At 49.0% G+C, this 25,984-nt stretch carries 18 protein-coding genes; 8 read left to right on the top strand and 10 right to left on the bottom strand.

Annotated elements, in window-relative coordinates; all coding sequences use genetic code 11:
* The first annotated feature begins 23 nt into the window (after positions 1-23).
* From X474_RS03910 to X474_RS03890, 5 genes are all read left to right on the top strand, one after another.
* Positions 24-1,160, top strand: a complete 1,137-nt coding sequence (locus tag X474_RS03910) for an acetoin utilization protein AcuC (RefSeq protein WP_044346863.1) — start codon at positions 24-26, stop codon at positions 1,158-1,160.
* A 240-nt stretch (positions 1,161-1,400) separates the two neighbouring features.
* Positions 1,401-1,799, top strand: a complete 399-nt coding sequence (locus X474_RS03905) for a YkgJ family cysteine cluster protein (protein ID WP_044346862.1) — start codon at positions 1,401-1,403, stop codon at positions 1,797-1,799.
* A complete protein-coding gene (locus X474_RS03900; protein WP_052514831.1) occupies positions 1,799-2,539 on the top strand; it encodes a ComF family protein in 741 nt (246 codons plus the stop codon). Before X474_RS03905 ends, X474_RS03900 begins: the two co-directional genes overlap by 1 nt.
* Before the next feature lie 343 nt (positions 2,540-2,882).
* A complete protein-coding gene (gene rfaE2, locus X474_RS03895; RefSeq protein WP_044346861.1) occupies positions 2,883-3,380 on the top strand; it encodes a D-glycero-beta-D-manno-heptose 1-phosphate adenylyltransferase in 498 nt (165 codons plus the stop codon).
* A 311-nt stretch (positions 3,381-3,691) separates the two neighbouring features.
* Complete coding sequence (locus tag X474_RS03890; protein ID WP_044346860.1) at positions 3,692-4,744, top strand: DUF2333 family protein; 1,053 nt, start codon at positions 3,692-3,694, stop codon at positions 4,742-4,744.
* A 135-nt stretch (positions 4,745-4,879) separates the two neighbouring features.
* Here the strand turns inward: X474_RS03890 and X474_RS03885 are convergent, their stop codons facing one another.
* The 5 genes from X474_RS03885 to X474_RS03860 form a co-directional block, all read right to left on the bottom strand.
* The gene (locus X474_RS03885) at positions 4,880-8,113 is read right to left on the bottom strand and encodes a sensor domain-containing protein (RefSeq protein WP_044346859.1); all 3,234 of its coding nucleotides are present in this window, start codon (positions 8,111-8,113) and stop codon (positions 4,880-4,882) included.
* Between the two features lie 430 nt (positions 8,114-8,543).
* Positions 8,544-9,869, bottom strand: coding sequence for a PAS domain S-box protein (locus tag X474_RS03875; protein WP_156360607.1), 1,326 nt, complete (start codon positions 9,867-9,869; stop codon positions 8,544-8,546).
* Between the two features lie 529 nt (positions 9,870-10,398).
* The gene (locus X474_RS03870) at positions 10,399-11,205 is read right to left on the bottom strand and encodes an enoyl-CoA hydratase-related protein (protein WP_044346856.1); all 807 of its coding nucleotides are present in this window, start codon (positions 11,203-11,205) and stop codon (positions 10,399-10,401) included.
* A gap of 819 nt (positions 11,206-12,024) precedes the next feature.
* Complete coding sequence (locus X474_RS03865; RefSeq protein ID WP_044346855.1) at positions 12,025-14,028, bottom strand: TonB-dependent receptor; 2,004 nt, start codon at positions 14,026-14,028, stop codon at positions 12,025-12,027.
* 310 nt (positions 14,029-14,338) lie between these two features.
* On the bottom strand, positions 14,339-15,355 hold the full coding sequence (locus tag X474_RS03860; RefSeq protein WP_052514830.1) for a helix-turn-helix transcriptional regulator: 1,017 nt from the start codon (positions 15,353-15,355) through the stop codon (positions 14,339-14,341).
* 512 nt (positions 15,356-15,867) lie between these two features.
* On the opposite strand from X474_RS03860, the gene X474_RS03855 reads away from it, so the two are divergent.
* The gene (locus X474_RS03855; protein WP_052514829.1) at positions 15,868-16,581 is read left to right on the top strand and encodes a lysophospholipid acyltransferase family protein; all 714 of its coding nucleotides are present in this window, start codon (positions 15,868-15,870) and stop codon (positions 16,579-16,581) included.
* A gap of 187 nt (positions 16,582-16,768) precedes the next feature.
* Here the strand turns inward: X474_RS03855 and X474_RS03850 are convergent, their stop codons facing one another.
* Positions 16,769-17,809, bottom strand: coding sequence for a sensor domain-containing diguanylate cyclase (locus tag X474_RS03850; protein WP_052514828.1), 1,041 nt, complete (start codon positions 17,807-17,809; stop codon positions 16,769-16,771).
* A gap of 385 nt (positions 17,810-18,194) precedes the next feature.
* On the opposite strand from X474_RS03850, the gene X474_RS03845 reads away from it, so the two are divergent.
* Together X474_RS03845 and X474_RS03835 are read left to right on the top strand one after the other, a co-directional pair.
* Positions 18,195-18,629, top strand: a complete 435-nt coding sequence (locus X474_RS03845; protein WP_082464124.1) for a response regulator — start codon at positions 18,195-18,197, stop codon at positions 18,627-18,629.
* A gap of 305 nt (positions 18,630-18,934) precedes the next feature.
* Positions 18,935-19,696 (top strand): M15 family metallopeptidase, encoded by a 762-nt coding sequence (locus tag X474_RS03835; protein ID WP_197281963.1) that lies wholly within the window; start codon positions 18,935-18,937, stop codon positions 19,694-19,696.
* Between the two features lie 8 nt (positions 19,697-19,704).
* Here the strand turns inward: X474_RS03835 and X474_RS03830 are convergent, their stop codons facing one another.
* From X474_RS03830 to X474_RS03815, 4 genes are all read right to left on the bottom strand, one after another.
* Entirely contained in the window at positions 19,705-22,581 is a 2,877-nt protein-coding gene (locus X474_RS03830; protein WP_052514827.1) for an ATP-binding protein, read from the bottom strand.
* Between the two features lie 275 nt (positions 22,582-22,856).
* Positions 22,857-23,819 carry an SPFH domain-containing protein gene (locus tag X474_RS03825; protein ID WP_044346852.1) on the bottom strand — a complete coding sequence of 321 codons (963 nt, stop codon included), beginning with the start codon at positions 23,817-23,819 and terminating at the stop codon, positions 22,857-22,859.
* Positions 23,809-24,273 (bottom strand): NfeD family protein, encoded by a 465-nt coding sequence (locus tag X474_RS03820; protein WP_044346851.1) that lies wholly within the window; start codon positions 24,271-24,273, stop codon positions 23,809-23,811. Before X474_RS03820 ends, X474_RS03825 begins: the two co-directional genes overlap by 11 nt.
* 482 nt (positions 24,274-24,755) lie before the next feature.
* Positions 24,756-25,868 (bottom strand): class I SAM-dependent methyltransferase, encoded by a 1,113-nt coding sequence (locus tag X474_RS03815; RefSeq protein WP_044346850.1) that lies wholly within the window; start codon positions 25,866-25,868, stop codon positions 24,756-24,758.
* Positions 25,869-25,984: the final 116 nt, after the last annotated feature.

Below are 25,984 nucleotides of genomic sequence, written 5' to 3'. Positions count from 1 at the left end.
CTTACTTGCCTATCGGAGTAGAAATGTCCAAGCAGTCAGCGCCTCCGGCTTTCATCCACACAGAGCGGTATAAAAAATTTGATTACGGTAAACATCACCCCTTGCGCATTGCCAGGTTAGGGCTTACCAGGGAACTCATCGGACTGGTGGGGCTGGACGAAACCTACTATGATTTTCCGGCTGCAACCATGGAAGATCTGGCAGAATTTCACGACCGCTATTATCTGGAAACCCTGAAGGAATTAAGCGAGACCAAAAACCTGCGCGGATTCGGTAGTTTTGGGTTGGGCCCCGGCGACAACCCGATTTTCCCGGGGGTTTACGAATGGTCCACCCTGATGACCGGCGCCAGCCTTAAAGCCGCCCAAATGGTGGTGGAGGAAAAAAGGCCCGCGGCCTTCAGCATGGCTGGAGGGATGCATCACGGGCTTGCGGCCAGGGCTTCCGGCTTCTGTTATGTGAATGACCCGGTCTTGGTGATCAAAAGGCTTCTGCAAAAAGACCTGCGAGTGGTTTACCTGGATCTCGACGCCCATCATGGCGATGGAGTGCAATGGGCGTTTTACGAAACAGACCAGGTGATGACCATCAGCCTTCACCAGCATCCGGCCACCCTTTTCCCTGGAACCGGATACATCGAAGAACAGGGACGGGGCAAGGGAAGGGGATATTCAGTCAACATACCCCTTTGGCCTGATACTGAGGATGAAATCTATATACGATGTTTTGACTCCCTGGTCCCGGATTTGATCCAGGCCTTTAACCCGGATTATCTGGTGACTCAACTGGGCGTGGACGCCCTTTTAACCGATCCGCTGGCCAATTTGAACCTCACCACAAGAGGGCTGGCCCACTGTATGCGGGCCATTAAGGAGATGGCCTGGGGACGCTGGATCGCTCTGGGAGGCGGGGGATACAATGTGGTGAACGTGGCCAGGGTCTGGACCATGCTTTGGGCCATCATGATGGATGAAGAGGATAAACTCCCCGAACACCTGCCCCAGGAATTCTCAGATAACCTGAGGCTGCCCAAAGATGAAAGGCGGTTGCTCGACCCGCAGGAGCTGATCCGGGGCAGATTCTGGAAAAGAGCGGGCCGGGACGCAGATGATGTTATTGAACTGGTTCGAAAAGAAATTTTCCCGGTTCACGGGATTTAAGCGGCGCATCTTGCACATAAAGCCCCCCCGGTGTAGGCTTTCGGTTCACGCGATCGCCTATCATGCAATGGTTTTGTAGATTTGCCAAGGCTCGACCGCCGAGGCCGTCAAGAGATTAAATGCTTGTAATTATTAAATAAATATAATAAATACAAGTTCATGCAGTTTCCTTTCTCTTGGACAGATCAAACCGGTCGGGCAAAAGGTCTACTGCCTGCTTAACCCCCTGAAAGAGGAATCATGAGTCGAATGCCCTTTGAATGCCAACGCTGTGGTGTGTGCTGTAGAGGAAAAGGTGGAATTTACCTGGAAAAAGAAGAAGTCCCTGCAGCATCCCAACTAGTTGACTTAACAGAAAAAGAATTCATTGAAGATTTTTGTCTCCCCCGAGACGGAAAATACGAAATTCAAACAGGCCACAAAGGGGTCTGTATTCTGTTTGGCCCCCAGGGGTGCCGCATTCATCAGGCAAAGCCCAAAATCTGTCGTCAGTGGCCCTTTTTCCCTGCCATGCTTAAAAACAAAGGAGCCTTGGAAGAAGCCAAGCTTGCTTGCCCGGGAATAGATCCCGAAGTAAGCCATGAAGACTTTGTGGCTTATTACCAAAAGCTTAAAGCGCAAGGAGAATTCAAAAACTGATGGCTGCCGGGGGAATGGACGATTTTCTACCGAACCTGTACAAGGCGGCGGTTAATCTGGCCTTTCCCGGGCACTGCGCCGCCTGCGGGGAGCCCTTGAGCGCAGACACACTACTTTTTTGCGACCAGTGCCAAAGCCAAATCACCCCCCTGCCGGAGCCCTGTTGCCCGGTCTGCGCCAATCCCTTGCCCAGGGGCCGCTCAATCTGCCCCCATTGTCAAACCTGGCGGCCGGCTTTTGACCAGGCCAGGACCATAGCCCCTCACGAAGGCCCCCTGGCCCAGGCGCTCCACAACCTTAAATACAACAAGAGTCTATGGGTTGGCCCAAAGCTTGCCGGCTACATATGCTTACACGCCCCCTTTGACTGGCTGAGCCGGGCCCAGATAATCGCCCCGGTCCCCCTTCATACCTTACGCCTCATGAAAAGGGGTTTTAATCAGGCCCTTATTTTGAATTCGCTTCTCACCAAGAAACTTCCGGCCAAGGTGGTTCCCAACCTTTTGCAGAGGACAAGGAACACGGCCTCCCAGGTCAACCTGGACCTGGCCTTGCGCAGGCAGAATGTGGCCAGGGCCTTTGCCCTTAAAAAAAGGGGAGAACGCCTGGTCGCGGGGAAGAATGTTCTGCTTTTAGATGACGTGCTCACCACCGGGTCCACTCTCCATGAATGCGCAAAAATCCTGAAAAAGGCGGGGGCGGCCCGGGTTATGGTTTTCACTTTTTTAAGAGCGATTTAATCCTTCACTACTTATGTTGCACTGAGAATGGACCAAGGCTAAGATTCAGGCGGATTCTTTTAACAGGGTGTTGAAAAACGCCCTGCCAGGCGGGCCATGGATGCACCCCGAATATTACACCCCAAAAATGCCGGAGCATTTTTGGGGACCCCGAATATGGCCCGCAATTTAGCGCAGCCGTGAGAGGTAAGCGATAAGAGCAAGTTGCTAAAATTGATTTTTAGCAACTTAGCTGTTGAAAAAACCAGGGACAGCTTTTTCAACACCCTGCAGGTCTTTTCCGGATATTACAGGTCGGTTTCAATAAAGAGCCGGGATATTACTCCTAGAAAGGTTTAACCTGATGTGGCAAGACACCAGGAGCAAAATAGTCAGCGCCTCCAAGGCGGCCGAGGCAGTCTCCCAAGCCGTCAGCCAAGGTAAAAAGGTCGTATTCACCAACGGGTGTTTTGACATTCTGCATGCCGGGCATGTCCGTTACCTGGGAGAGGCTCGCAACCTGGGGGATCTGCTCATATTGGGCCTGAATTCAGACAACAGCGTGAAAAGACAAAACAAGGCCCCGGACCGCCCCATCAATAACCAGGAAAATCGGGCGGAAGTGATCAGCGCCCTGGCGGCGGTGGATTACGTGATTATCTTTGATGAAGACACCCCGGCAAGGCTCATAGAACTGATACGGCCAGGGGTCTTGGTAAAAGGCGGTGACTGGCCTGTTCATAAAATAGTGGGAGCAGATACGGTGAAGGCGGCCGGAGGCGAGGTTCACTCCATCCCTCTGGTGACCGGGCTTTCAACCACCAATGTTCTGGCCAGAATAAGAGAAAGCCAAGAAGAATAAAGCCGTCCGGGCGTGCAGCGAAAAGCCGCCATCTGCCTGACACGGGCCCCATATACAAGAAGGTTGGGCAACTCTTTTTAAAGAAAACAGATTACAGACCGGGCTTTTTCAATGTAACCTGAATATGTCGCAAGGAGCCTTAAAGGCCAGGGGTCCGAACAAAAAAACTAAAATAAAAGAACAAGGCCATAAAGCAATTCCTGGGAAGATATTATTGTCTTAGGAGCTTTAAGGTATTTCCATCATTTCCTTCTCTCCGGCTGGTCCAAAGCTACTTAACAAATAGCCGGCACTCAAATCAGGAGCGACTTATGACAGCAAAAGCTGCCTCGGAAAACAATCGGGCTCCCAAGAAAAAAAGAAACTATGCCAACCCTTTTGCCAAGGACCTAAGCCTGTTCGGCCGCTTAAGCCGCTGGGTGGTTCTATTGGTGCTCATGTACTTAATCATCTCTCCTTTTGTGTGCTGGTATGAGTATCAAAGGGCCTTTCCGGAATACTTCAATCCCGTGACGCAGGTTACCGAACAGATGAAGGAAAAGGGAGAGAGCGGAGACCCCAAAAAAGGAATGGTCTTTGCCCAGAACCTTATATCCCTGGGTGAGCAGCTGCTGGTGAGCTGGCTGCCGAATGATCTTCTGTACCCCACGGTTCTGATGGACAACCCTCAGAACTTCCAGTTGGGCCAGCTTGAAGTGATGCGCTACAGTGTAAGGGTGCTCAGGGACAAGCTCTCGCGCCAACGCACCACAGACAAAATAGATAAATACACTGATCTGGCCTTCACCGCTTTCAGCAATGACCCCTTCAAGCTCTGGCTGCCTTCAGCGGAGTCCAAGTTCGGTCAAGGCGTAAAAAGCCTTAAAAAATATCAGCAGGGCCTGGAACAAGGCACCAGCAATTTTTATCCCAGGGCCGACAACCTGATCGAGCTTCTGGACCAGCTTACCAGCCTCTTGGGAGGGGTTAACACACGCCTGGCCAATGCTCCCAGGGACTGGACCCGCCGTCTCAGTGAAGAAACCGCAGGCGATACGCTCTCTGAAGGAGAAAAAACCCAGGACGTAAAGGTCCCCTGGACTCAATTGGACGATAATTTTTACATGGCAAGGGGGGTTGCCTACTCCCTGCGCCAGGTGTTGATGGCGGTGCGCTATGAGTTCCGGGAAATCATCAAACTAAAGCGAACAGGCGAACTCCTGGATAATGTGATCGCAGAGCTGGCCCTGGCCAATTTTGAGCCCCTGATGGTCTTAAACGGTTCCAGGGATTCCGTCTTTGCCAACCACAGCCTTAAACTCATGGCCACCTTGGAAAATGTGCGCCAAAAAATGATCAACATCCAGCATATGCTGGAGAGATAGCCTTAAAAAAGCGCCCCTTATAGTAAAGGGGCGCAAAGATCACCACATCCAAAGTCCTCCTGGACTTTGGATGTTTTTATTTTACAAAGGCCTAAGGTCAATCGGTAAACCCAATTAACAGGCCTTAGAAACTTCTTAATTCGACGGGCCGTCACTTTTTTTCTTTTCCGGTCTTAATTTCTGTTTGGGGTTAGTCGTTTTTTCAGGATGACAAGTCAGGAAGTCCCAGTCCGCCAGTAATTTTTTAAAAGGCATGGGCTGACTGAAATAAAAACCCTGCATCAAAAAACACCCCTGCCTGCACAAAAAATCTCGCTGCGCCCTGGTCTCCACCCCTTCAGCCACTGTTTTCATGCGCAGGTTCTTGGCCATGGCGATGATGGTTTTTATGATTTCCCGGTCGTTTGAATTCTCCTGAGACTCTGAAATGAAACTGCGGTCTATTTTGAGCACTTCCACAGGGAACCGTTTGAGATAGCTCAACGAGCTGTAGCCGGTGCCGAAATCGTCTATGGAAAAGGTCACACCGAGTTGATTGAGCAGCTCCATTTTGGCTATGGCCTCTTCCGGATCAACCATGACGCTGCTTTCGGTAACCTCCAGTTTGAGCCTGTCCGGAGAAAGGCCGGAAGAGCTCAGGGCCTCCTTAACGGTGCTTACAAGACCGTTCTGGCCAAACTGACGGGGAGACAGGTTGACCGCCACATAAAGACTGCGGCCAATGGTGTCGCTCAATTCCTTGACCTCGCGGCATGCCTGTTTTAAAACCCACTCGCCAATGGGTATGATCACTCCGGTTTCTTCGGCAATGGGTATAAAATTTGTGGGAGGGATAAAGCCCATGGAAGGATGCTCCCAACGTAAGAGAGCCTCCACTCCCTGCACCTGGAAATTATCATCCACCAATGGCTGGTAATGCAGGGAAAGTTCCTGGCGGTCCAAGGCCCCCCTGAGGCTGTGTTCAAGATAAAGCCTGTGCTGGGCGTTGGTGTTCATCTCAGCGGTAAAAAAGCGGGGACCGTTGCCTTCGGCCTTGGCCGCATACATGGCCATATCGGCGTTTTTCATCATATCGTCTAAGGAGTGACCGTCATGGGGGTAAACACTGATCCCCACGCTGGCGCTCAAAAACAGCCTGTAGCCTTTGATCTCAAAAGGAGCCGCCAGGTTATCGCAAATCTTCTGGGCCACTCTGGCTGCGTCAATGGTATTAACCAGTTTATTGATAATTACCGTGAACTCATCACCGCCAAGGCGGAAAAGCTGGTCGGTTTGGCGGATGGATTCCTGAATGCGGGTGGCCACCCTTCTCAATAAAAGGTCCCCCACATCATGGCCCAAGCTGTCGTTTATATCCTTGAAACGATCCAGGTCTAAAAATAAAAGCGCCCAGGTGTCACTATCCCCTTCCCTTCTGTGAGGGCCTTGTTTTTCCTGGGCGGTATGATAAAAGGCCTTGCGATTGGGCAGGCCGGTAAGGGTGTCGTGAAAAGCCAGGTATTTCAGCTGTGCCTCAGCCTCTTTACGGCGTGTTATATCCTGCAAGGTGACTACACAGCCCATTGGTTCATTTTTGCTGTCAAAAAAAGGCGCCCCGCTTATCCTCACCTCAACGGACCGGCCCGCCTTGGTCATACGCACGGTCTCTATTCCCCTGACCGTCTCGCCCCGGACAACCGTTTTAACCAGCACATCGGTCTCAGAAGCCTTTTCAGGGGGAACAAAGTCCATTTTCTTTCCAATGGTCTCGCTTAAGCACCAACCAAAGACAGAAACAAAAGCAGGATTTAAATAAACCACCCTGCCCTGCATGTCATAGACCACAACCGGGTCCGGAGCCGCCTCAAGGGCGGCCCGGTGGCGTTCCTCGCTCTCACGCAGTGCCTGCTCGGCCCTCTTGCGGTGGGTGATATCCCGATAAATACCGTACAGTCCCTTTTGCACACCCCGCACCATAATGGGAGAGGCAATCAAGGAGACATACACCCTTTTGCCGTCCTTGCATCTACGCACCAATTCCAGGTCCAGGCCATGACCGTTCTGCACCTTATCACCCAGTTCAACGGCCTCGTCCCTGAGATCCCGGGGAACAATCAGGTCATCAACAAATTTGCCCACGGCCTCATGATATTCATAACCGAACAAACGGGTGAAACCAGGATTGATTCGCTCAATACGCTGGGAATTGGTCAAGAAAACTATGGCTTCGGGAGCGCTTTCTATAAACAGCTCCAATTGGGCCTTTTGAATCTCCAGCTGACGTTCGGCCTGGCGACGGGCATTGATATCCTTGAATATCCCCACCACGGCCGCCACCTTGCCCCTTTGATCATAAATCGGCGAACCGCTCAGGGAAAAATGGCGCACTGTTCCGTCTTTGGCCATCAGCCTGCTGTCCATGTCGCTCATGGTTTTGCGCCGGTTTCTTATCTGCTTGAATATGTGGATATAGCTGTCTTCTTCCCCGGGCGGGGCGAACTCCACGAAAAACTTGCCGTAAACCTCACCGGGTTCATGCCCCAACAACCTCTTCCAAGCCGGGTTGACGTATGTAAAGGCTCCGGATAAATCCAGGGTGTAGATAATATCCGGTGCGCTTTCACTTAAGTTGCGAAAACGCTGTTCACTGACCCGCATGGCGGCCATGGCCTTTTTTCGGCGGGATATGTCCCTGACCACAACCAGGATGTGGGGGTCTCCCAAGATATCCATGCGATTCAAGCTGACCTCGGCTTCAAAGATGCGCCCATCCAGGCGCAGGTGATTCCATTCAAAAAATTGGGGTTTGCCGCTTAAGGCGAGAGTCATTTTCTCTCTGGCCATCTCGCGGGAGGCGAGCCCGTTGGGCTGAAACGGAGGGGAAAAACTGTAAAAGGTGCGGCCTGTGATCTCAGAACTTTCACCTGCGAAAATCTTATGAGCAGCGGAGTTGCAGTCAACAAAAACTCCGCTTCTTATCAGCAATATGGCGTCGTGAGCCGCTTCAAACAGGGTGCGATAGCGAATCTCATTTTCACGCAGGCGGGCCAGATTGTGCTTTTGGGTGGTTATATCCCGAATCACCCCCTGATACCCGAGGACATCTCCGGCAGCGGAACGGCGGGCGGAAGCAGTGAAAAGACAATCCATCACCAGGCCGCAGGGGCTTTTCAGCTTCACCTCAAAATCCCTGATACCGCCTTTTTCATGCATGATCCTTACAAACCTGGCGCTGTCTTTTTTGTGGACATAGAAATCATTGATGTTTAAGGAGATAAACTGGGAATCTTCAAGTTTGAATAAATCCTGGCAAGCCGGATTGGCGTTTATAATCCAGCCGTTGGGATCTGTGATCAGCATGGCGTCGTGTGAATCGTTAAACAAACCCATATACAGATCCCCACATGTGTTTTGATGATTTGGCGAGCTTGTGAAGTCTTCTGAAAAGGAATTTTTCGTAGGGTTATTTTGGGTGATGTCTTTTTGTCGGGCTGTTTTTTTGCTCCTCACCATGCCCCCCAGGTATTTGTTTCCCTTTTGTTTGCAATCACCTTATTTTCCAGAACAGGACGGCATTTTACAAGTGTATCTATAAAAACAATAGGAATTAACAGGATTTTTATCCTGAACCTGCCGTTACCGGTTTTTTTTACATAGCCGAGAACAAAATATGTCCTCCCGCGAACCAGTGGACTAAATTATTCAGTTAACTTTTAATCCAAGCAGACGATGATCTAATTTCAAAATGATTTTTGGTACGCAGCAAAAAATGGAATTTTACAGACAATCTAAGCTGTTTTATTCAAAAAAGGAAACAACATCATCCGTTCAGCTTGGCCAAATTCGGTGGGTCAGGCACCAAAAAACTTGAAGAGTGGGAAGAGGTAAGCTGATTAAGTTCATGAGTCTGGGTCATCAGTCTTTTGGCCTGCTGCTGAATGATATCAACATGTTTCCGGCAATCCGGAACATCGGGGAGCTGAGCGGCGAGCATCTCCGCATGCATGAGGATAGACTGAACCGGTTGGTTCATCTCCTGGCTGGCGTTCTCGGTGCTCCTGATGGCCGCTTCAAGCTGTTTTTGCAGAAGCTGTTGCCGATCCACTTGCTCGCCACTGGTCTCTTCCCTGAATATCCACAAAAGGGCCGGTCGCTTCTGCCAGTTAATGGTAACGCATTTTGCCTTTATACTCTTTGTGGATCCGTTCTTTTTCAGCATCCGGAAAGAAAAAGGCATCCCGCTGTCATCACCCATCTCAGGGGTAAGCCGGTATAGCCTTCTTATGGTCTCCATATCCCCGGGGTGCACCAAAAGATGAAAAGACTGGGTAACCAGCTCGCTGCGGGGTTGATCAAGGATGGTTTCGGCCCTGGGATTGAGGTAAACCAAATGCTCATCCTGGAGCACAGCCACCCCATCCACGGCATTCTCAACCAAAAGGCGGTATTTCTTTTCCGACTCCCTTCGCATATCCTCGGCCACCTTGCGCCCGGTTATATCAATCAGCGAAATAAAGGCCTGGGACCAGTCGGCTTCCCTGCCTGCCGCCAAAGAACAGCGCAAGGCAACATAGCGCATCACGCCGGTCAGGCTGTATGAAAAGGTTTCCCCTTCGAAAACCTCCTCGCCGGAGGCCAAGGAAAAAAGAAGCTCGGCAAAGGTGGGCCAAGCCTCATCCGGGATTATTTGCAGGGGGTTGGAGAGCAGTTCTTCCCTATCCCTGGCCATAAAAAGTTCCAAGGCGGCCAGGTTGACATTTTTCACCCGGATCAAGCTTAATATTTTTGGCAGGTTCCGCGGCCTTTTCGCCAGGTGGTCCTTAAGGTTGGTGACGCCCTGATGCCTCAGGCGGAAGAAAAAACGCCTGAGGCGGGAGAAATCCACCTCAAACATGGCGATGGGGGAAACATCAAAGAAAGACCGATAGGCTTCAATAGTTTCCCTGTGCGCCGCCTGGGTCAATCTGCGTTCGGTTATATAATGTTCCAGCAAATCCTGGCTTTTCCCCAGGCTTTCCTGAACTGAAATTAATTTTTCCTCTTTTTGTTTCAGCAAAGTTTCCAACTTGCCCACTCTTTCGGCCAATTCGGCCTTTTCACTGTGCAAACTATTGGATTTACTCTGCCTGTTCAATTGAATACTCACTTGTCAAACCGGCTTAAACTACGGGGAAAAAACAAATTGATCTACTGCCAAAGTACCAACAGAATATACCGCTCAGGCGTGACCTTGTGAAGTCAGATTAGAGCAAAGATCAGAATCTATTCCCGCTAATCTATTTATCGATCTTTCCATGAAAAACTTTAATACTTTTTTCTGTACGCCCAATTGAGGACAATCCCAAGCAGGAGTACTTTAAAGATAGAAGCCCAGCACATCAATTAAGTATTTTCAAGCAACAAAAATCTAATTTTTAAGATCAAACCCAACCCCACAGATTCAAAATCCGTAAGCCTACTTAACCGGGGCATTCCACTGATAATATAAAACAAACTTTTTTTTAATTTACCTTGAGACTTACTACAAGGGCCTCCAGAGCATTTTACGAAAGTCTTTAACCGATATAGTACAACGATAAAGCGGTTTTCATCAGGTCCGTGCACATGGCTTTGCGATTTAAGCCAAACCGTTTACCCAACCGGCCGCAACAGTTTAATTTCAATTATCCTTTTGCCTAACTTCCGGAAAATTCAGGCCTGCGTTTTTGTAAAAAAGCTTCATACGCCTCACGGACGTCATTACTGTACAATAGAATCGCGTTCTTCTGGGCTATATGACTCAAACCGGCCTTGAGACCGTGTGCCTCGGTGTAGTTCATGAGTTTTTTGGATTCCTGCACAGCCAAAGGAGCATTGGCCGCCATCTCGGAAGCCAATTCAAAAGCCATGGCATCAAGCTCTTCCCTGGTTTCGGCAAGATGGGTGACAAACCCTATATCAAGAGCCTTTTGGGCTGAGAAGTCACGTCCGGTAAGGATAAGCTCCCTTGACCAGGCCGGTCCCACAATAGCGGGAAGTCTTTGAATTGTGCCTAAATCCGCCACCATGGCCATCCTGGTTTCCCTGACGGAAAAAAAGGCCTTTTTATGAGCTATCCTGATATCACAACAACACAAAAGATCCACTCCCCCGCCAATACACGGCCCATAAACCGCAGCCACCACCGGTTTGGGGGATTCGGCCAAACTGGTCAGAGCTCTTTGCATCCGGGAAATCTTTTCCGCCAGCATAAGCCTGTCTTTGGTTTCCAGGCCTGAAAGCATGGTTCCAATTTCATTTAAATCGAATCCGGCGCAAAAAACTTTTCCTTCCGATTTGAGGACAATTGCCCTTACCTCTCCATTAAGGGTAAGCTCGTCCACCGCCAGCTCAAGGGCCTTGAAAAAAGCCTGACCCATGCTGTTTCTTTTTTCGAGTTGATTCATGGTGAGTTGACCCACCTTGTCCTTAATACTCAATTCAAAGGCTTCGGCAATTCCCATGTAAAATCCTCGCTTTTACTCAAACGCTCCGTCAGAAGCCAGAGTAATGTCGTTTCAGTAAACAATTTAATGTATTCTTTTATATCATAAAATTTAATATAGCTTCCAAGTAAAAATTAAAATTAACCTGGAATAATGTATTAATAACTAAACTAATAATCGATACGAATTTAGAAACAGCAAAAACCACCCTTAAATACAAATAGTTACATAATAAGTCTTACAAAAATTAAATCTTACTTCGAATATTTTAAGCAGAATCAAAGAAAATATTCCCAAATGATTTTCTCAAGAAGCTACCCCCCTAAGTAAAGCAAAAAGAAAGCAAGCTAATTCTTTCCATCCTAAACATTGCTTTCAAAATAAATTTTAAATTTATTGAGATGAAAGTTTACTGAATGAATCCATTAAGAAAGATCAAGCATCCGGGCATTGACGGCATACTGTTCGGGCTTAACTAAAGGCAAGTTAGGTTCATGACACAGTCCGCAAAATTAAAGTCTGTCACCTTCTCCTTAGCGTGTATAAACAGAAGAGCAGAGCAACCCAATCTCGGTTCCCAGAACCGGCGGATTCTTTTGATACTGAATTGCGTGCGTCGAAAGAATGAACAGATCTTCAGTTGGAAGCGACTTGAGGATCATGGGAGCCTTAACAGCAAGGCTCCCATGGACCGAGGGTGTAGGCGCAGTTGTCAAAACCTTAGGCACTGAAGAATTCGGTGTCTTCCATCTCACCGAAACTAAAAGCCAAAGAGATGTGTATAAAATACCCGGTTTGACTCGGCCAAGAGCAAAGCAATACTGGCGGATCTCACATTTAAAACCTGTAGGCCAGCATTACACCGATTTCCCTGGGGGGTGAGTAGACAGTATAACCCGCAAAAATTCCTTCAGAATCGTATTTCTGGTCAAACAGGTTTTTCGCATAAAAATATATATCGAAACGATTCATCTCATAACCGATCTTGGTGTTGACGACTGTATAAGGATCTCTTGAATATTTGTTTTCGCTGTCAAAATATACTTTTCCATATCCGAAAAGATCCGCGCCCGCGTAAACTCCATTGGGAGCTCGGTATTTTGCACCAATATTCATGTTGTATTCCGGCGCAAACAGATTATGGTTTCCCGAATAGTCTCCCCGGGCGTCTTTATATTCATCAAACGTGCAGTGATTATAAGAAAAACCGGCCGCAACCTGCCATTCATCCGTTAGATTCGCCTTTATTTGCGCTTCCGCGCCTATGGAAGTGGCGCTTGCAGCATTTGATTCATATAAATCTTGTGGATTTATATAGGTGTCAACCTGCATATCCTGAATATCCATGTAGTAAAGTGAGGCCTCGAAAAACACCCTGTTGTCCCAGAAAGAGCCCTTTGTGCCTAACTCATAGGACCACAACTTCTCCTCCTCGTAACTCAGGGGATATCCTTCCGGGGACCAAGAATTGAACCCGCCGCTTCTATATCCCTTGGCTACAGTGGCATAGGCCATGACATTTTCTTTGCATTGATATTGCAAGGCTATCTTCGGTGAAATTTCCTCCCAGGTTTCATCGGCGTCTATCGCCCTGCTCGCATCCTTGTAGTTTTTTGATTCCCGGTCGAAGCGCAACCCTCCGATCAGGCTCAGCCTTTCTGTCAGGTAATAAGTCAGATGAGTGAACAACCCCAGGGCATTTCTGTCTTCTTCCTGATGGATATACTTGTTCCCCTTGAAGGTGACGTTTTTCCGGTTAATATCCACATCCCCTTGATCCAGAAAAACACCCACCAGGGATTTGAATTTGGAGCCTGTATAGTTCAGACGAACTTCCTGTGATTGCTCCTTGTAATTGGAATCGGCAAACACATGAAAAAGAGTTTGATTCGAATAATCAAAGTCATTAGCATTTTTCTCGTTGTGATGCCTGTTGGTGGTCACCGAGGTCAGGCTGAATTTTTCGTTAATATCATAGGAGATAGTGAGCGCGGCCAGAGAGACTTCCGATCTGTTGTATGCATCCAGGTCGCTTGTGATTTCCCTGCCTTTCGCACCATAAACATTCATTCGGTTGGCTTCGTCGTCATACTTCACCTTTGAAAAAACCAGGGATGTCTCGAGACTATCAGTAGGCGTCCAACGAAGATAGACTTTGCCGTAATCGTGCTTTCTGTCGTCAACCGTCTCTCCGGTCGCGGGATTGGTTATAAAACCGTCTTTTTCATAATGCTTGCCGGACAGGCCGATGAAAAGTTTATCTTTTAATATCGGACCACTGGCATTGAATGCCAGCTCCCGTTTTTCATCCTCGCCTGCCTGCCCGGACACTTTTCCCCGGAATTCATTATCCGGTTTTCTACTTATTATATTAACCACACCCACCTCTGAGTTCTTGCCGTACAAAGCGCCTTGAGGTCCGCGTAAGATTTCCACCCTTTTTATATCCATAAAGGTTTCATCAAACCCGGAGCCGTCAAGCACCGGCACACCGTCTACATACAATCCGGCAACTGAGCTGCGGGAGCTGTAGTCGGAAAACAAGCCTCTCATGGAAGGAGCCCACTTTAAAGCGCATCCGTAGTTTACTATCTCCAGGCCGGACGTAAAATTCGCGGTATCCGCCACTGTTTCGGCCATTTTGTCTTCCAGGTCGGTTTCATTAAAAACAGACATGCTGATCGGTACGTTTGTCACCTCCTCCTTCTGCTTGTTCGCAGTGACGGTTATGGATTCCATTTCATGTTTTTTAGCTTCCCCGGCATGAACCGTTCCGGCGGACAACAGCACGGCCAATAATCCCAGAAACAGGCTTTTGGCATAAATCCTTGGTTGTTTCATATTCCACACCACTCCTTAAAAGGGCTCACTTTTCGGGTTATCTTATTTTTTTAGGGATATCGAATATTTTGGAATTTTTTATATCTAATTTGCTTAATTCTGTCTAACGGAGGCTGACGTTTTCCCGATGGCAACTGATATTAGTAAGATGGGGAGAAACCGGATGTCCGGTGATTCTTTAAAAATGGTAGGGGGTTTTAAGGTGGGGTGGTTCGATCCACTCTCTGATCCCAAAAAGCGTTTGCTGCCTTTACGCGTCCAGGCGTTGTCATTCGCAGCACCGGCTTTTTTTTCGGCTCTGTATGAGTTATCAGCTTTTCAGGCAGTTTCCCTGCATTGGAAACCGCCTTATCCTGACAGGTGCGGAAATACGTTTAATGTATGAACTGGGGTTGGAGCCATATTGCCGATTAAAGGCCTTTGCAAAATGGCTCAAACTTGAATAGCCCACCGAAAGGGCGGCTTCGGCACAATTCATATCCCCGGATTCAAGATAGTGTTTTGCCTCTTCAAGACGCATCTCCGTGAGGTGACCAAAAACCGTATTTCCGAATAACAACTTAAACCCTTGGTTTAATTTTGAATGGTGCATGCCCACAGAGCGGGCGAGGTCCATAAGGCCGGGAGGGTTCAAAAAATCACGGGTTAAAAGTTCCCTGGCATAGTGGATGCGTTCTATATCGGATGTATTGAAAAAAGGTTTCGGCCCGGATGGGGTGCTGAAATTTTCCATAATGCAGGCGATGATCTCAAGCGCTTTTCCTTCGAAATACAACCGCCTGTTCCCTGCTTCAAAAGAGCAATTCAGGATTTGCTCCGCAGCCACCCTGATCATCGGCGTCATCGGCATGGAGTGGCTGAAACAACCGGAATCCCTGCCTTGAACCAAGTTCATGTATGGTTCCGGCAGGGAGTCGTGTTCATTTCTGACAACCTGGTTCAAGGTTACGGGATCCATGTGGATGGAGACAACGTGAAAGGGGTGCTTTGCCGGTATTTCCCAATGCCCCTTAAAACCCTTTCGTCCCACAAAAGTTCCACATAGCCCAGCACTGAGTAGAACATCATCTTTTAACCCGCGGATAGTGGCCCTTTCCGTTCCGGAAAAACAGGCCCAGAACGATGCCATATTGGAATATAATCTAAATGATTCGCCATGGTCTTCGCGGAAATCCACTAACTTGATGAATAGAGTAATGCCTGGACGCAACTCTATCTTTTTTTCCGACCAGAATCCGGTCTGTCCCTGCATCGCCTGATGGTTTTCAAAGTGGTTATTGCTCTGGTATGCCGCGAATTGCTTTAAAAAAAGATGAGCCAATGACATTGTTCTTCTCTGGCAAAAAATTTCGCTGCTCAAAGTCTTAAGCTGAGACTGGTGTTGATCTTATGTCTGCGTAACCGGGATTGTTCGGTTGTGCGTGTGTGAGGAACTCGAGCAGACCGTAAAAGTCCAGATGCATTTCATTTGTTATTTGAAACTTCTAAATATGTTAAGCGGTATTAACAATCTAATGGCTCAGTGTCAAGGTTTTTCAAATACGAACCAAGCCAAAAAGTTTGAAATTTTAATATTTACAGTCTGTTATAACTTGGCGTCAGCTTTAACTGATACTCAATGCCTCCCATATGGCTCCGGTATTTGTTTTTAAAAGGTTACGCGCTCACTTTAATGACCCTGACAGTCTGAAGAAACACGTTGTTAGGCAAATATTGCTCTGCTATTTTGTTCTCACCCCATTGTCCGATAAGCTGAAAAATCACATAAATCCCGTGCATAAGCTCAGGAAACTTGCATGATAAAGACGTTCCGGAAAACCAGTTCGAGGATCTCATAAAATGAAGGCATATATCGCGTTGCGACAAACTTTTTCCGTTTTTTTCTTTGCCCTGAACACCGCAGTCCTGGGCCTTTTCTCCATATTGGCCAGCCTTGTCTCCGCCCGGGGCGCCCGGAATTTTGCCCGCATATGGGGGAAGGTGAACTGTTGGGCCGCTGGCATCAGATTAAAAGTTGAGGGCCTGGAAAATCTGCCCGACCAAGACGGCTTTATCGTTGCCTCAAACCATGCCTCGGCAGCAGACATCGGAGCGGTGCTGGCTGGACTTCCGGCAGACGTATGTTGGGTTGCCAAAGCCGACCTTTTAAAAACACCTTTCATAGGCTGGCACTTAAAAAGGGTGCATATCCCCATTGCCCGCAGGCAATCCGGAGCGGCAGCCAGGCTTCTTGAAGCAGGGGTGAAGCGTATTAAAGACGGGGCCTGTGTGGTGATCTTCCCTGAAGGCACTCGGAACAAATCCGGCAACGGATTGCTGCCCTTTAAAAAAGGCGCTTTTATACTGGCGGAGGCTGCTCACCGGCCAATCATCCCCATGGCCATCCTGGGTTCACGCGAGGTATGGGGTCCAAAGGAAAAGTTGCCCAAGCCCGGTGAAATAACCATCCGCCTGGGAGCACCGATTACCCCGGACTCAATCGAAGAACCGAAGCTTGAAAACATGACCTCCCAAACCAAAGATGCGGTGTCTAAACTTTTGAGCCATCGGTAGATATGAGCCAGAAATTATAAACCTGAATTCAATAAAAAAGCCTGGGAAGCAGTTAGCCCCAGGCTTTTTTATATACAGATTTCAAACCCGGTTAGCGGGTAAGGTCTAATGAGACACAACCCCAAAGGGGATCATGAGGTTAAGATCTAAAAAATCATGGCGGATTCAAACCCGGAGCGGGTTTGTTTCAGCCTAAACTCGCCCCACCCAGGTCCCAATCCGCCCAAACCAGGTTTCTGCCTTTTCCTTTAGCCTCATACAAGGCGGCGTCAGCCCTTTTCATTAATAGCTCCAGGTTGTCTGTGGATGGATTCAACTGGGCCACCCCAAAACTGGCAGTACAGGAGATGGGCTCGCCACTGTACAGCAAAACCGAATCAGCAATCAGTTCCTTTAAACGTTCAGCCACTTGCAGGGCCTTTTTAAGAGGGCAATCCACCAACAGGATGCCGAATTCCTCTCCCCCGATACGTCCCAAAGAATCGCTTACCCTTAACTGGGAGCGGCAGAGGTCACAAAGGTGTTTCAACACATTGTCCCCCGCGGCATGGCCATAGGTGTCGTTGACCAGCTTGAAATGATCCACATCCATAATGATGAGGCACAAGGGAGAACCGCTGCGCAACGATCGGCTGATCTCCCTGCTCACCAGGTTTATGTAGTGGCGTCTGGTGGATGCACCGGTCAAAAAGTCAGTGGTGGCCCTCCGCCTGAGCTTATTTTCCAGATTCTTGCGGGAGGTGATATCAATGAGTATGCCCAAAGACCCGAGGACCATACCTTTATCATCCAGCCAGGGAAAAGAATGATCCCCCAGCCATACTTTTTCCCCGCTTTTGGCTTCAACCAGATAATCCGCGTAAAACTCTCCGGTCTGCCCCTCCATGCGCTGCCACATAAGGTCGTTTTTATCCAACTGGCTTCCGTCCGGATGCTGGATCTCCCTGACCAGGTTGGCAAAGCCTATTTGGTTGATCTCCTCAGGGGTGTATCCGGTGAGGCTCTTGATGCCCGGACTCAGGTAGTCATAAGTCATGGAATGATAACGCAGTTGATACAAGGCATCCCCTGCCGCATCAGCCAAAAGCTCCAGCCGCCTCTCACAGTCCCGGGCCTTTTGCTGCCGTTCCTCATGCTGCTTTTTCCAATTATCCAGCTCTTTGACGCGTGCTTCGAGACAACTGATTTTTGCGAGCAGCTCGGCTTTACTATTATGGTCATCGACCATTTACAAGACTCCCGCGCGGTTAACTAAAAAGGGTTTTAAGAACTTTTTCCGATGGTGGTATTCCCCCGGATTAATACTGATAGTTTAATATGCACCATTTGCCCCCCCGGGACAAGGCCTTGTGCATGGTGTTAAGTATTGGTTCAAAAAAAAACTCGGCTTTGGTTGACGCAACTTGCTCCGTTTTTTCAAACCGGGATAGAGCCGGGTAAAAGCCTTTACCCTGAGTTCAAGCGGCTAAACAATCAAAAACAAAAGTTGTCAAATAAATTTGGCAGTGTTAAACATTAAAAAGTAATTCCCCTCTGGCCGATAAAGGCCACAAATACATCTTGCCCGAAACATAATTCAAACCCGACAGAGCGCCCCAAGACAGGGGGAAACGATGCCTCAATCGTCAAAGCCGAACCATTCTCGAAAGCCAAAGGCAACAGGTGAAGAAAAACCACGAACCAACATATTGGTAGTGGAAGATGAATCCCTTATCGCCATGGGGATTGAAATGCACCTTGCCAAGGAAGGTTTTGACTCCAGCCTGGCAAGCACCGTCAAGCAGGCCTCTGCACTTTTAAAAGAAAAACATTTTGATGCCGTTCTCTGCGATCTTGGCCTGCCCGATGGAGACGGATGGCAAATAGTCTGCAACCTGCATGAACCGGACACGGAAAACAGGAATGAAAATATCCCCTTTGTCATGCTCTCCGGCGGATTCCGTGAAGAGATGCCCGATGAAGCCAAAGGCCATTCCAATATCAAAGCAATCCTGGACAAACCTTGCAGCCAGCAGAAGATCTTGGATACCTTGAAAAAATATCTTTAACCAAGTCATGACGGATCTGTTGACGGCCCGATGCTGCGCTCGGCGGGCGCAAACGAGATATTGGAACAAACTTACCGGACACCATATAAGCCCAAGCCTCCCTCCAAAGAAGGTCTTTTCAGGCAATCGGTCTCTTTCTTCAGGCAGTTAGCTGCTTATGGCACTTTTGATCCCATTGGTATAATAATTGGTCATGCTGCTTTCCTTTTAAAATGTAAAGGAAGCGGGCCCAATCACATTGAGGCTTAAAAGGGGACCACCCCCTCCTCCAAAACCATGCTTATCTTTACCCCGGAGAATGCCGGATGGACTATCTCGAACAAGACCCTTGCCTGACCTCCATCAAACCCATGCCAAGCCTGAAACCCGGGGAGGTGGCCCAACATCCCATCCGGGAAAACGGGGAAAAACTCGTTCCCGCAAGTCTGATACCGGAAAAAATCCTGGCCAGGCCCGAATATTTCCTCCAGGGCCTGGCCCATTCTTTGCCTGAATGCCTGGTAAGGGAGGGGGTTCTGAAACGGTTGATCAAGGCGGCGAACTTGTTGCCCAAAGGATTCAAACTGGTTCTTTTGGACACTTATCGCCCGGTGGAATTGCAAAAGCTGTTATTTGACAAATACCTGGAAGAAATCAGACAAAAAAGGCCCGGTGCCGGCCATGAGGAGCTCATGAAGCTTACCCAGCGCTTTGTGGCCCTGCCCAGGAGTGACAAAGGCTCTCCTTCACCGCATCTTACCGGCGGGGCTGTTGACCTGACCATTTGCGACGACCAGGGAATGGTGTTGGAAATGGGTGCGGGCTTTGATGAAACAACTTTCAGATCCTTTACCCGCTATCTGGAAGAAAAGCTGGAGAATAAAGACCCCCTGTCTCCGGACCAGGAAACAGCGCTGAAAAACAGGCGTCTGCTTTATCATGTCATGACCGCGGCCGGTTTTACCAACTTGCCCAATGAATGGTGGCATTTTAACTATGGCAACCAACCCTGGGCCTGTCGGGTCTCGGCCAAAGGGTTTGCTCCCGCGGTTTACGGCCCTGCCCGGCCTGATTTCCGCTGGGCCTGACAAATTAATTAAGCATGGGGGGTGTACTCGGCCCCGGTGGAAGAACTCTTTTCGTCCAGCACCTCTCGAACCACCCGGGCGATCTCGCTTATTTCAACCGGTTTCATCAGAAACCGGCTTATGCCCATTTTCCTGGCCGACTCCCGAGAAATCTGGGCGCTGAAGCCGGTGCACAGAATGATCGGCAGTTCAGGCCGGGTGCGTAAAAAGCGCCTGGCCAGGTCAACGCCGGAAACACCAGGCATGGTCTGGTCTGTAACCACCAGATCAAAGGCATGGGGGTCTTGATTAAAAAGCTCCAGGGCCTGGCTGCTGGAGTTAAGGCCTGTCACCTTATAACCCAATCTCCCCAGCATGTTGGCGCCCAATTCCACCAAAGAGGTCTCATCATCCACAAACAGAATCCTCTCCCGGCCGCCCCTGGTGCGGGAGGAGTCAAATACCGCATCTGTCAGCTCCTCCCCCTTGAATTCAGGTAAAATAACCTCAAAAACACTTCCCACGCCTGGAGTGCTTTCAACCTTTATTTCGCCTCCCAGGGCCATGATAATGCGTCGAACCATGGAAAGGCCCATACCTGTGCCCTCACCTGCATTTTTGGTTGTAAAAAACGGTTCAAAAATGCGTTCCATGGTTCTTTCGTCCATGCCGTGACCTGTATCGGAAAAGGCCAGTTTATAATAATCACCGGACTTTAAGTCATATCCTTCTTGTCCGGCTGAAACCTGGACCTCGGCAAGGGTCACCAACAGGACCCCTCCCCCTTCCCGCATGGCATGGGCTGCGTTGGCGCCCAGGTTCATAAACACCTGATGCAATTGAGTCTGATCCGCCATGACCAGCCCGCGGGAGGCATGAAGTTTGGTTCTGATATCCACGCTGGTGGGTATGCTGGCCCGCAAAAGGTTCACAGTCTCTTGCAAAACCTGTTTTAGATTGACAGGCTTCATCTCCAGGGTTTCCTGACGGGAAAAAGCCAAAATCTGGCGCACCAGCTCCTTGGCCCTGCCTCCCGCCTTCAGGACCTGCCGCATAAATAAACAACTGGAATGCTCTTCCGGTATATCCTCTGTGGCCAACTCGGCATAGCCCATTATGGCAGTCAGTATATTGTTGAAATCATGGGCAACACCTCCGGCAAGGCTCCCCATGGCCTCCATCTTTTGCGCTTGGCGCAATTGATTTTCCAAGAGTTTCTTTTCCGTAACATCCACTGCCGAAATAAAAACACCCCGTCCCTGGGGCAATGCCGTTTTAAGCACTTCGAACTCATGGGGCCTGCCCTTGGCATCCAGCAAGATTTCCTGAAAAAAACAGGTCTCCCCATTTTTTATTATCTTTTCTTCCTCTTGTCTGATCTGATCGCGGCTCCGGCCCTGCCCCATGAACAAAGGTTCAACCTGTTGCCCCACCTCCTCGGCTTTAAGCCCGAAAAAATCAGCCATGGCTTTATTACAAAACCGGTAACCTCCTGTTGGCTCACGAACACAAATCATCTGGGGCATGGCATGTAAGGCGGATTGCCAGCAATCTTCATCAGATAAACAAGGTTCTTGGGCTTCCCCGGGCCAACTCTTATGCAAGTCAGAAAAAACCTGAAAGCGGTTTTCCTTTACAACAGCAGTAGGCCTTAAAAAACCCTGGATCTCTACCCTTTTCGCCCCCAAAGGCAGAGAAAGACGGGCATTCAACAAAAAGGAACCCAACCTGCCTTTTTTATTCAAAAAATTGACCCGGTAATCTTGAACCTCTGTTTTTTCGGTTAATTGGTTAAAAAAATCTCTTCCCTGATTTGGGTCGGCCCAAAAGCGGCATAAAGACTCCCCTAAAAGGTCTTCCTTTGTATGAGGGCAATAATCCTCCAGCCCTGGACTCACAAAACTAATTTTGCCGTTATCACGAGCCTCGAAATAAACGCCGTTGGTCTCTTTTAACACCCCGGCACAACGTTTTTTGAGGTTTAAAACATCCCGGTTGAGCTTATTGGTTTCCAAACAGACAGCCAATTGGCGGGTCATTGTGGTAAGAATCATTTCCTCCTGCCGGGAAAAGGAGGTCAAATCCAAACAAGCGGCCAAAAGCCATCCAAAAGACTGTTGGAATCCTTTCAAAGGGATTAAAAACAGACTCTTTACACCATGGGCAAGGCAAAAATCCCTTTTTTGGGGGGGAAGCTCGCGAACATTCCAATAAAAGGCGCAATCCCTGCCCTGGTTTTTTTTATCAAATCCATTAAGCCAAATCTCCAGATCCGCATCCTCAAAAAAAGCCCGGGCTTTTCCGGAATAGGCCAGGGAGAAGCCTTTTCCCAGGTCATCATTTAAGAAAACACCCAAACCATCAATACCGGGCACTGCAAGCATTTTTTCAGCAACAATTGAAAGAGTCTTTTCAGCACCCTTTGCCTTCAGCATCTCCAGGATCAAAGAGGTCTGCAAATCCAGCAAGATGTCGCTTTTATCCTCTTTGAGCCTTTCCCTTAGGCCAAGGCAGAGCTGCCCAGCCTCCCGGCCCGGTTCCAAGGGCATGGCAGTGAGTTCCAAGTCTCTTTCCCTGCCTTGGGCGCAAAGCCAGGTGGTTTTCATGCAGGCTTTGCCCTTTTGCCTGACCTGTCTTTTAAAAGCAGTGAAAAAATGTTCATATTCCTCTTTGGAGCCATAAAAAATTCTGAGGCTCCTGCCGGTCAGTTCTTCGGCAGCGCCTCCGGTCAGCTCCAAAAAAAGACGATTCACCAAGCCAAGAGTCTGGTTGCGCAGAAGGGCCAAGGCAACGGGAGCATTCCAAAAAAGAGAACTCAAGACCGAGCTTGATTCCGGGGCTCCGGCATCAGGCCCGAATTTTCCGGGAGGAAGGTTGCTTTGCTTTTTTACGCGCGAACTGGTCACGCCCGGATACCCTTCTCCCCCCCGTGTTCGGAAAACCTGTCAGGAAAAGGCGGTATCTATGGTTTAAAGCAGACAAATATGGGAATTATTTACATTGTAACAAATATATTATTTCTCAATACACCTTGAAGAAAAATTTTATTTTAAAAGCCGTAGGGATTCTAAAAAAGGCTGATTCTTGTCATGACGGGTAAAAACAGGCAAAGCTGGAAAATTTGTACGGCGGGAAAAAACCCCCGACGAATTGGAGATCCGTCGGGGGCTCTTTTTGGTTTTCAGTTCTGTTTAACCTGGAAGAGGTCCTTAATCCCGCCCAAGGAGCCAAGCACTCCGGTTGCCTCATAAGGGATATAAACCACTTTATTATCTTTGCCCGAAACCATCTGGGTCAGGGCCTCCACATAACGCACGGCTATAAGGTAATTTATGGGGTCTCCGCCGGAGCCCTTGACCGCATCGGTCACTTTCACCACTGCCTCGGCCTCTGCCTTGGCCTTTTTAATCCTGGCTTCGGCCTCGCCCTCGGCAGTCGTGATTGCAGCCTCTTTTCTACCTTGGGCCTCTAAAATGGCGGCCTGTTTCTTTCCTTCGGCCTCCAAGATGGCAGCCCTTCGGTCACGCTCAGCCCGCATCTGCTTTTCCATGGCCTGGCGCACATCCTCAGGCGGGCTCAGATCCTGAAGCTCCACCCTGGTCACCTTGACCCCCCATTTGTCGCTGGCCTCATCCAATATGCTGGTCAAGCGATTATTTATGGTGTCCCTGGAGGCCAGGCATTCATCCAGATCCAGCTCACCAACCACGTTACGCAAAGTTGTCTTGGTGAGTTTTTCCATGGCTTCAGGCAGATTGGCCACCTCATAGACCGCGCGCACCGGATCCAGCACCTGAAAATACAAAAGCGCGTCTATCTGCAAGCCAACATTGTCCTTGGTAATGGCGTTTTGGCTGGGAAAATCATAGACAGTTTCCCTGAGATCGATCTTGATCGTCTCTTTTGTAAGGGAAATCTGTTTGCCCTCCGGACCCGCATTGACGAATCGCCAGTGAATGCGGCGGGGCTTTTCAATAATGGGCCATATGATATTGATCCCTGAATCCAGGGTGCGGTTATAGCGTCCAAGGCGCTCAATGACCATGGTCTCGGCCTGTTGCACCACCTTGAACCCCATGACGGCCAAAAAGATAATAAATATAACTAAAAAAAGCAGGATAATAAAAATTGGACTAACCGGCATTTTTTTGGGTCTCCTTTGGAGGGGAGCTGGTCACCCTTAGGGTTACGCCTTCAACAGACATCACAGTGACCCGCTGATCCAGGGACAGTTCAGACCCATCCACAGCCTGGGCCCGCCATACTTCACCGCCGAGTTTAACTCTTCCGACCTCATCAGGCCCTTCAGGGGCCTTGACCACCACGCCCTGTTTCCCAATCAGGGCCCTTACGCCGATTCCGGCGGATTTGTCGCCCCTGTCCATGTATTTGAGAAAAAAAGGTCTTATTAAGACAAATCCCAACAGGCTCATAAGGGCAAACGCGGCTATCTGCCAGTTAAGGGAAGCACCCAAAAGGCTTGCCAGGCCACCGGCAAAACAGCCCAAGCCAAACACCCCCACTACAAAGCCGGGAGTGAATATCTCCCATATCCACAACAAAATGCCGCAGATAATCCAGTAATGCCATATCTCCATTAGAAACTTCCGCTCACCCTTTAGCAGGCTGTTGAAAGAATATACGATTTTAGTAAATTGGCAAAATTGATTTTTGCCAATTCAGCTATTTAAAAAGACATGGACGGCTTTTTCAACAACCTGTCAAAGCTTCTTGTCTAACCGCAGACCGACGAGATCTAAATTAACATAAAACCAGTCCGCAACTGTCATGATTCGCGATTTTTTTTATTACTTAGCCTCTATACCAGATAATTGTAACAAACCTAGGGCGGGCTGGGGGTAAAACCGAGCCAGTAGAGGGCCTGAAACAAGAGTTTGAAGAATAGATTCCCAGGCTGTGCGCAAGCAGCCGCAACGCGGGGCAGGGGCACACTGAATCAGGAGGGTTTCCCAAGACGAGCAAATTGAACCGCTTGGCAAAAATGCGGTTTTGCCAAGCGGTGTCTGAAATTCCTCAAAAAAATTTAAAAGACAATTGAGTCTGTTTGACGGACGGCCCGTCACCCCCGGCCGAGAAGCTTCTTTAAAAGGCGCACCGGCCAGGGCCAGGGTTGGGAAGCCCCGCCAGTCTTCAGATGGTGAATTTCCTGCTCCATATTGTCCAAAAGCCTGAAGACCACGTCATCCATGTTGCGGGTCAGCACCGTGTAATCAACGATCTCCCTGTCATTGGTTTCCCGATACTCTTCCAGCGCCCGTTTGTATTTCAGATAGGTGCGCCAAAGGTGCATGTAGGTCAAGCCGTTTTGCAAAAGAAATCGGTTTCTTTGCCGGGCTTTTTCCGTGTCTCGGGCAAAGATGTAAAAACTTTTCTGGGCCCGGGCCAGATAGCGGTCCATATAACGGTGCACCATGGTCTCCAGCTCTTTAAGCCTCACCATGCCGTGGGAGCTGAAACGCCCTTCCCACCAATTGGTCGGCGCCCAAATCAGATGACCGTTAATGGGGACGGGCGGGTCGGTGAACTCAGCCAAAAGATAGGAAAACGGTTCGCCCTTTTCCATGGACGGCAGGTTCTCGCCAAGCTCCACCGGAAACTGCTCGCCAAAGACTTCATCTTCGCCATAGGCCGGAACCACAAAAAAGAAGAGCGCGTTTTCATCGGCCAGGTCAAGCATTGCCTTGATATAGCCGTCCAGTTTGGCGGGATGCAGATGCTCCCAGATATCCAGGGCGCAAAAGGTGTCATAGACCTTTTTTTCCCGTCCCAGGTCTTTGGAAACATCAAGCAGATCGCCGATATGGATATTGTCCCTTATTTCCTGAAAGGCACTTTCCTTGACACTTGGGGCAATATCTATTCCCGAAACCCTGCTCTCTGTACCCAGGTTGAGGTAAAAAAGCAGATCTCCCCTTCCGCAGCCCAGCTCCAGAAAAGATTCGGGCTTCAAAAAATCCAAAATCACGGCAAAAGGCAGGTTCTCCAATTTAAGAGCCCTGCCCTGGTAACCCAGGTTGCCCTCAAAATATTTACGACCGTAGTAATCGGTTGTCCTTATATTCTCCACCAACTGATCATAATCTGCGGGGTCTTCTATCCTGATAATATCCGTCGGCCTGCCGTCATTGAAAAGTTTGCCGTTATCCAGGTAATTACCGGCAATGATCTCCATGCCTTTATCTCCACTTCAGCTTCCTAAGACCACATGCCATGGTCTTTTGGGGTTCTATCCGGCCGCTTACAGGCTCAGGGAAAAGCCATTTCAATAAGGCGGCAAATGGTGGTGCG

Source organism: Dethiosulfatarculus sandiegensis (assembly GCF_000931935.2).
Lineage (GTDB): Bacteria > Desulfobacterota > Desulfarculia > Desulfarculales > Desulfarculaceae > Dethiosulfatarculus > Dethiosulfatarculus sandiegensis.
Note: the sequence above shows the minus strand (reverse complement) of the source record. Positions and strands in the feature narration are given on the sequence as shown.

Excerpts from the sequence above, each read along its gene's own strand:
- X474_RS03910 (WP_044346863.1), top strand. The coding sequence starts at position 24 with ATGTCCAAGCAGTCAGCGCCTCCGGCTTTCATCCACACAGAGCGGTAT.
- X474_RS03905 (WP_044346862.1), top strand. The coding sequence starts at position 1,401 with ATGAGTCGAATGCCCTTTGAATGCCAACGCTGTGGTGTGTGCTGTAGA.
- X474_RS03900 (WP_052514831.1), top strand. The coding sequence starts at position 1,799 with ATGGCTGCCGGGGGAATGGACGATTTTCTACCGAACCTGTACAAGGCG.
- rfaE2 (WP_044346861.1), top strand. The coding sequence starts at position 2,883 with ATGTGGCAAGACACCAGGAGCAAAATAGTCAGCGCCTCCAAGGCGGCC.
- X474_RS03890 (WP_044346860.1), top strand. The coding sequence starts at position 3,692 with ATGACAGCAAAAGCTGCCTCGGAAAACAATCGGGCTCCCAAGAAAAAA.
- X474_RS03885 (WP_044346859.1), bottom strand. The coding sequence starts at position 8,113 with ATGGGTTTGTTTAACGATTCACACGACGCCATGCTGATCACAGATCCC.
- X474_RS03870 (WP_044346856.1), bottom strand. The coding sequence starts at position 11,205 with ATGGGAATTGCCGAAGCCTTTGAATTGAGTATTAAGGACAAGGTGGGT.
- X474_RS03865 (WP_044346855.1), bottom strand. The coding sequence starts at position 14,028 with ATGAAACAACCAAGGATTTATGCCAAAAGCCTGTTTCTGGGATTATTG.
- X474_RS03860 (WP_052514830.1), bottom strand. The coding sequence starts at position 15,355 with ATGTCATTGGCTCATCTTTTTTTAAAGCAATTCGCGGCATACCAGAGC.
- X474_RS03855 (WP_052514829.1), top strand. The coding sequence starts at position 15,868 with ATGAAGGCATATATCGCGTTGCGACAAACTTTTTCCGTTTTTTTCTTT.
- X474_RS03850 (WP_052514828.1), bottom strand. The coding sequence starts at position 17,809 with ATGGTCGATGACCATAATAGTAAAGCCGAGCTGCTCGCAAAAATCAGT.
- X474_RS03845 (WP_082464124.1), top strand. The coding sequence starts at position 18,195 with ATGCCTCAATCGTCAAAGCCGAACCATTCTCGAAAGCCAAAGGCAACA.
- X474_RS03835 (WP_197281963.1), top strand. The coding sequence starts at position 18,935 with ATGGACTATCTCGAACAAGACCCTTGCCTGACCTCCATCAAACCCATG.
- X474_RS03825 (WP_044346852.1), bottom strand. The coding sequence starts at position 23,819 with ATGCCGGTTAGTCCAATTTTTATTATCCTGCTTTTTTTAGTTATATTT.
- X474_RS03820 (WP_044346851.1), bottom strand. The coding sequence starts at position 24,273 with ATGGAGATATGGCATTACTGGATTATCTGCGGCATTTTGTTGTGGATA.
- X474_RS03815 (WP_044346850.1), bottom strand. The coding sequence starts at position 25,868 with ATGGAGATCATTGCCGGTAATTACCTGGATAACGGCAAACTTTTCAAT.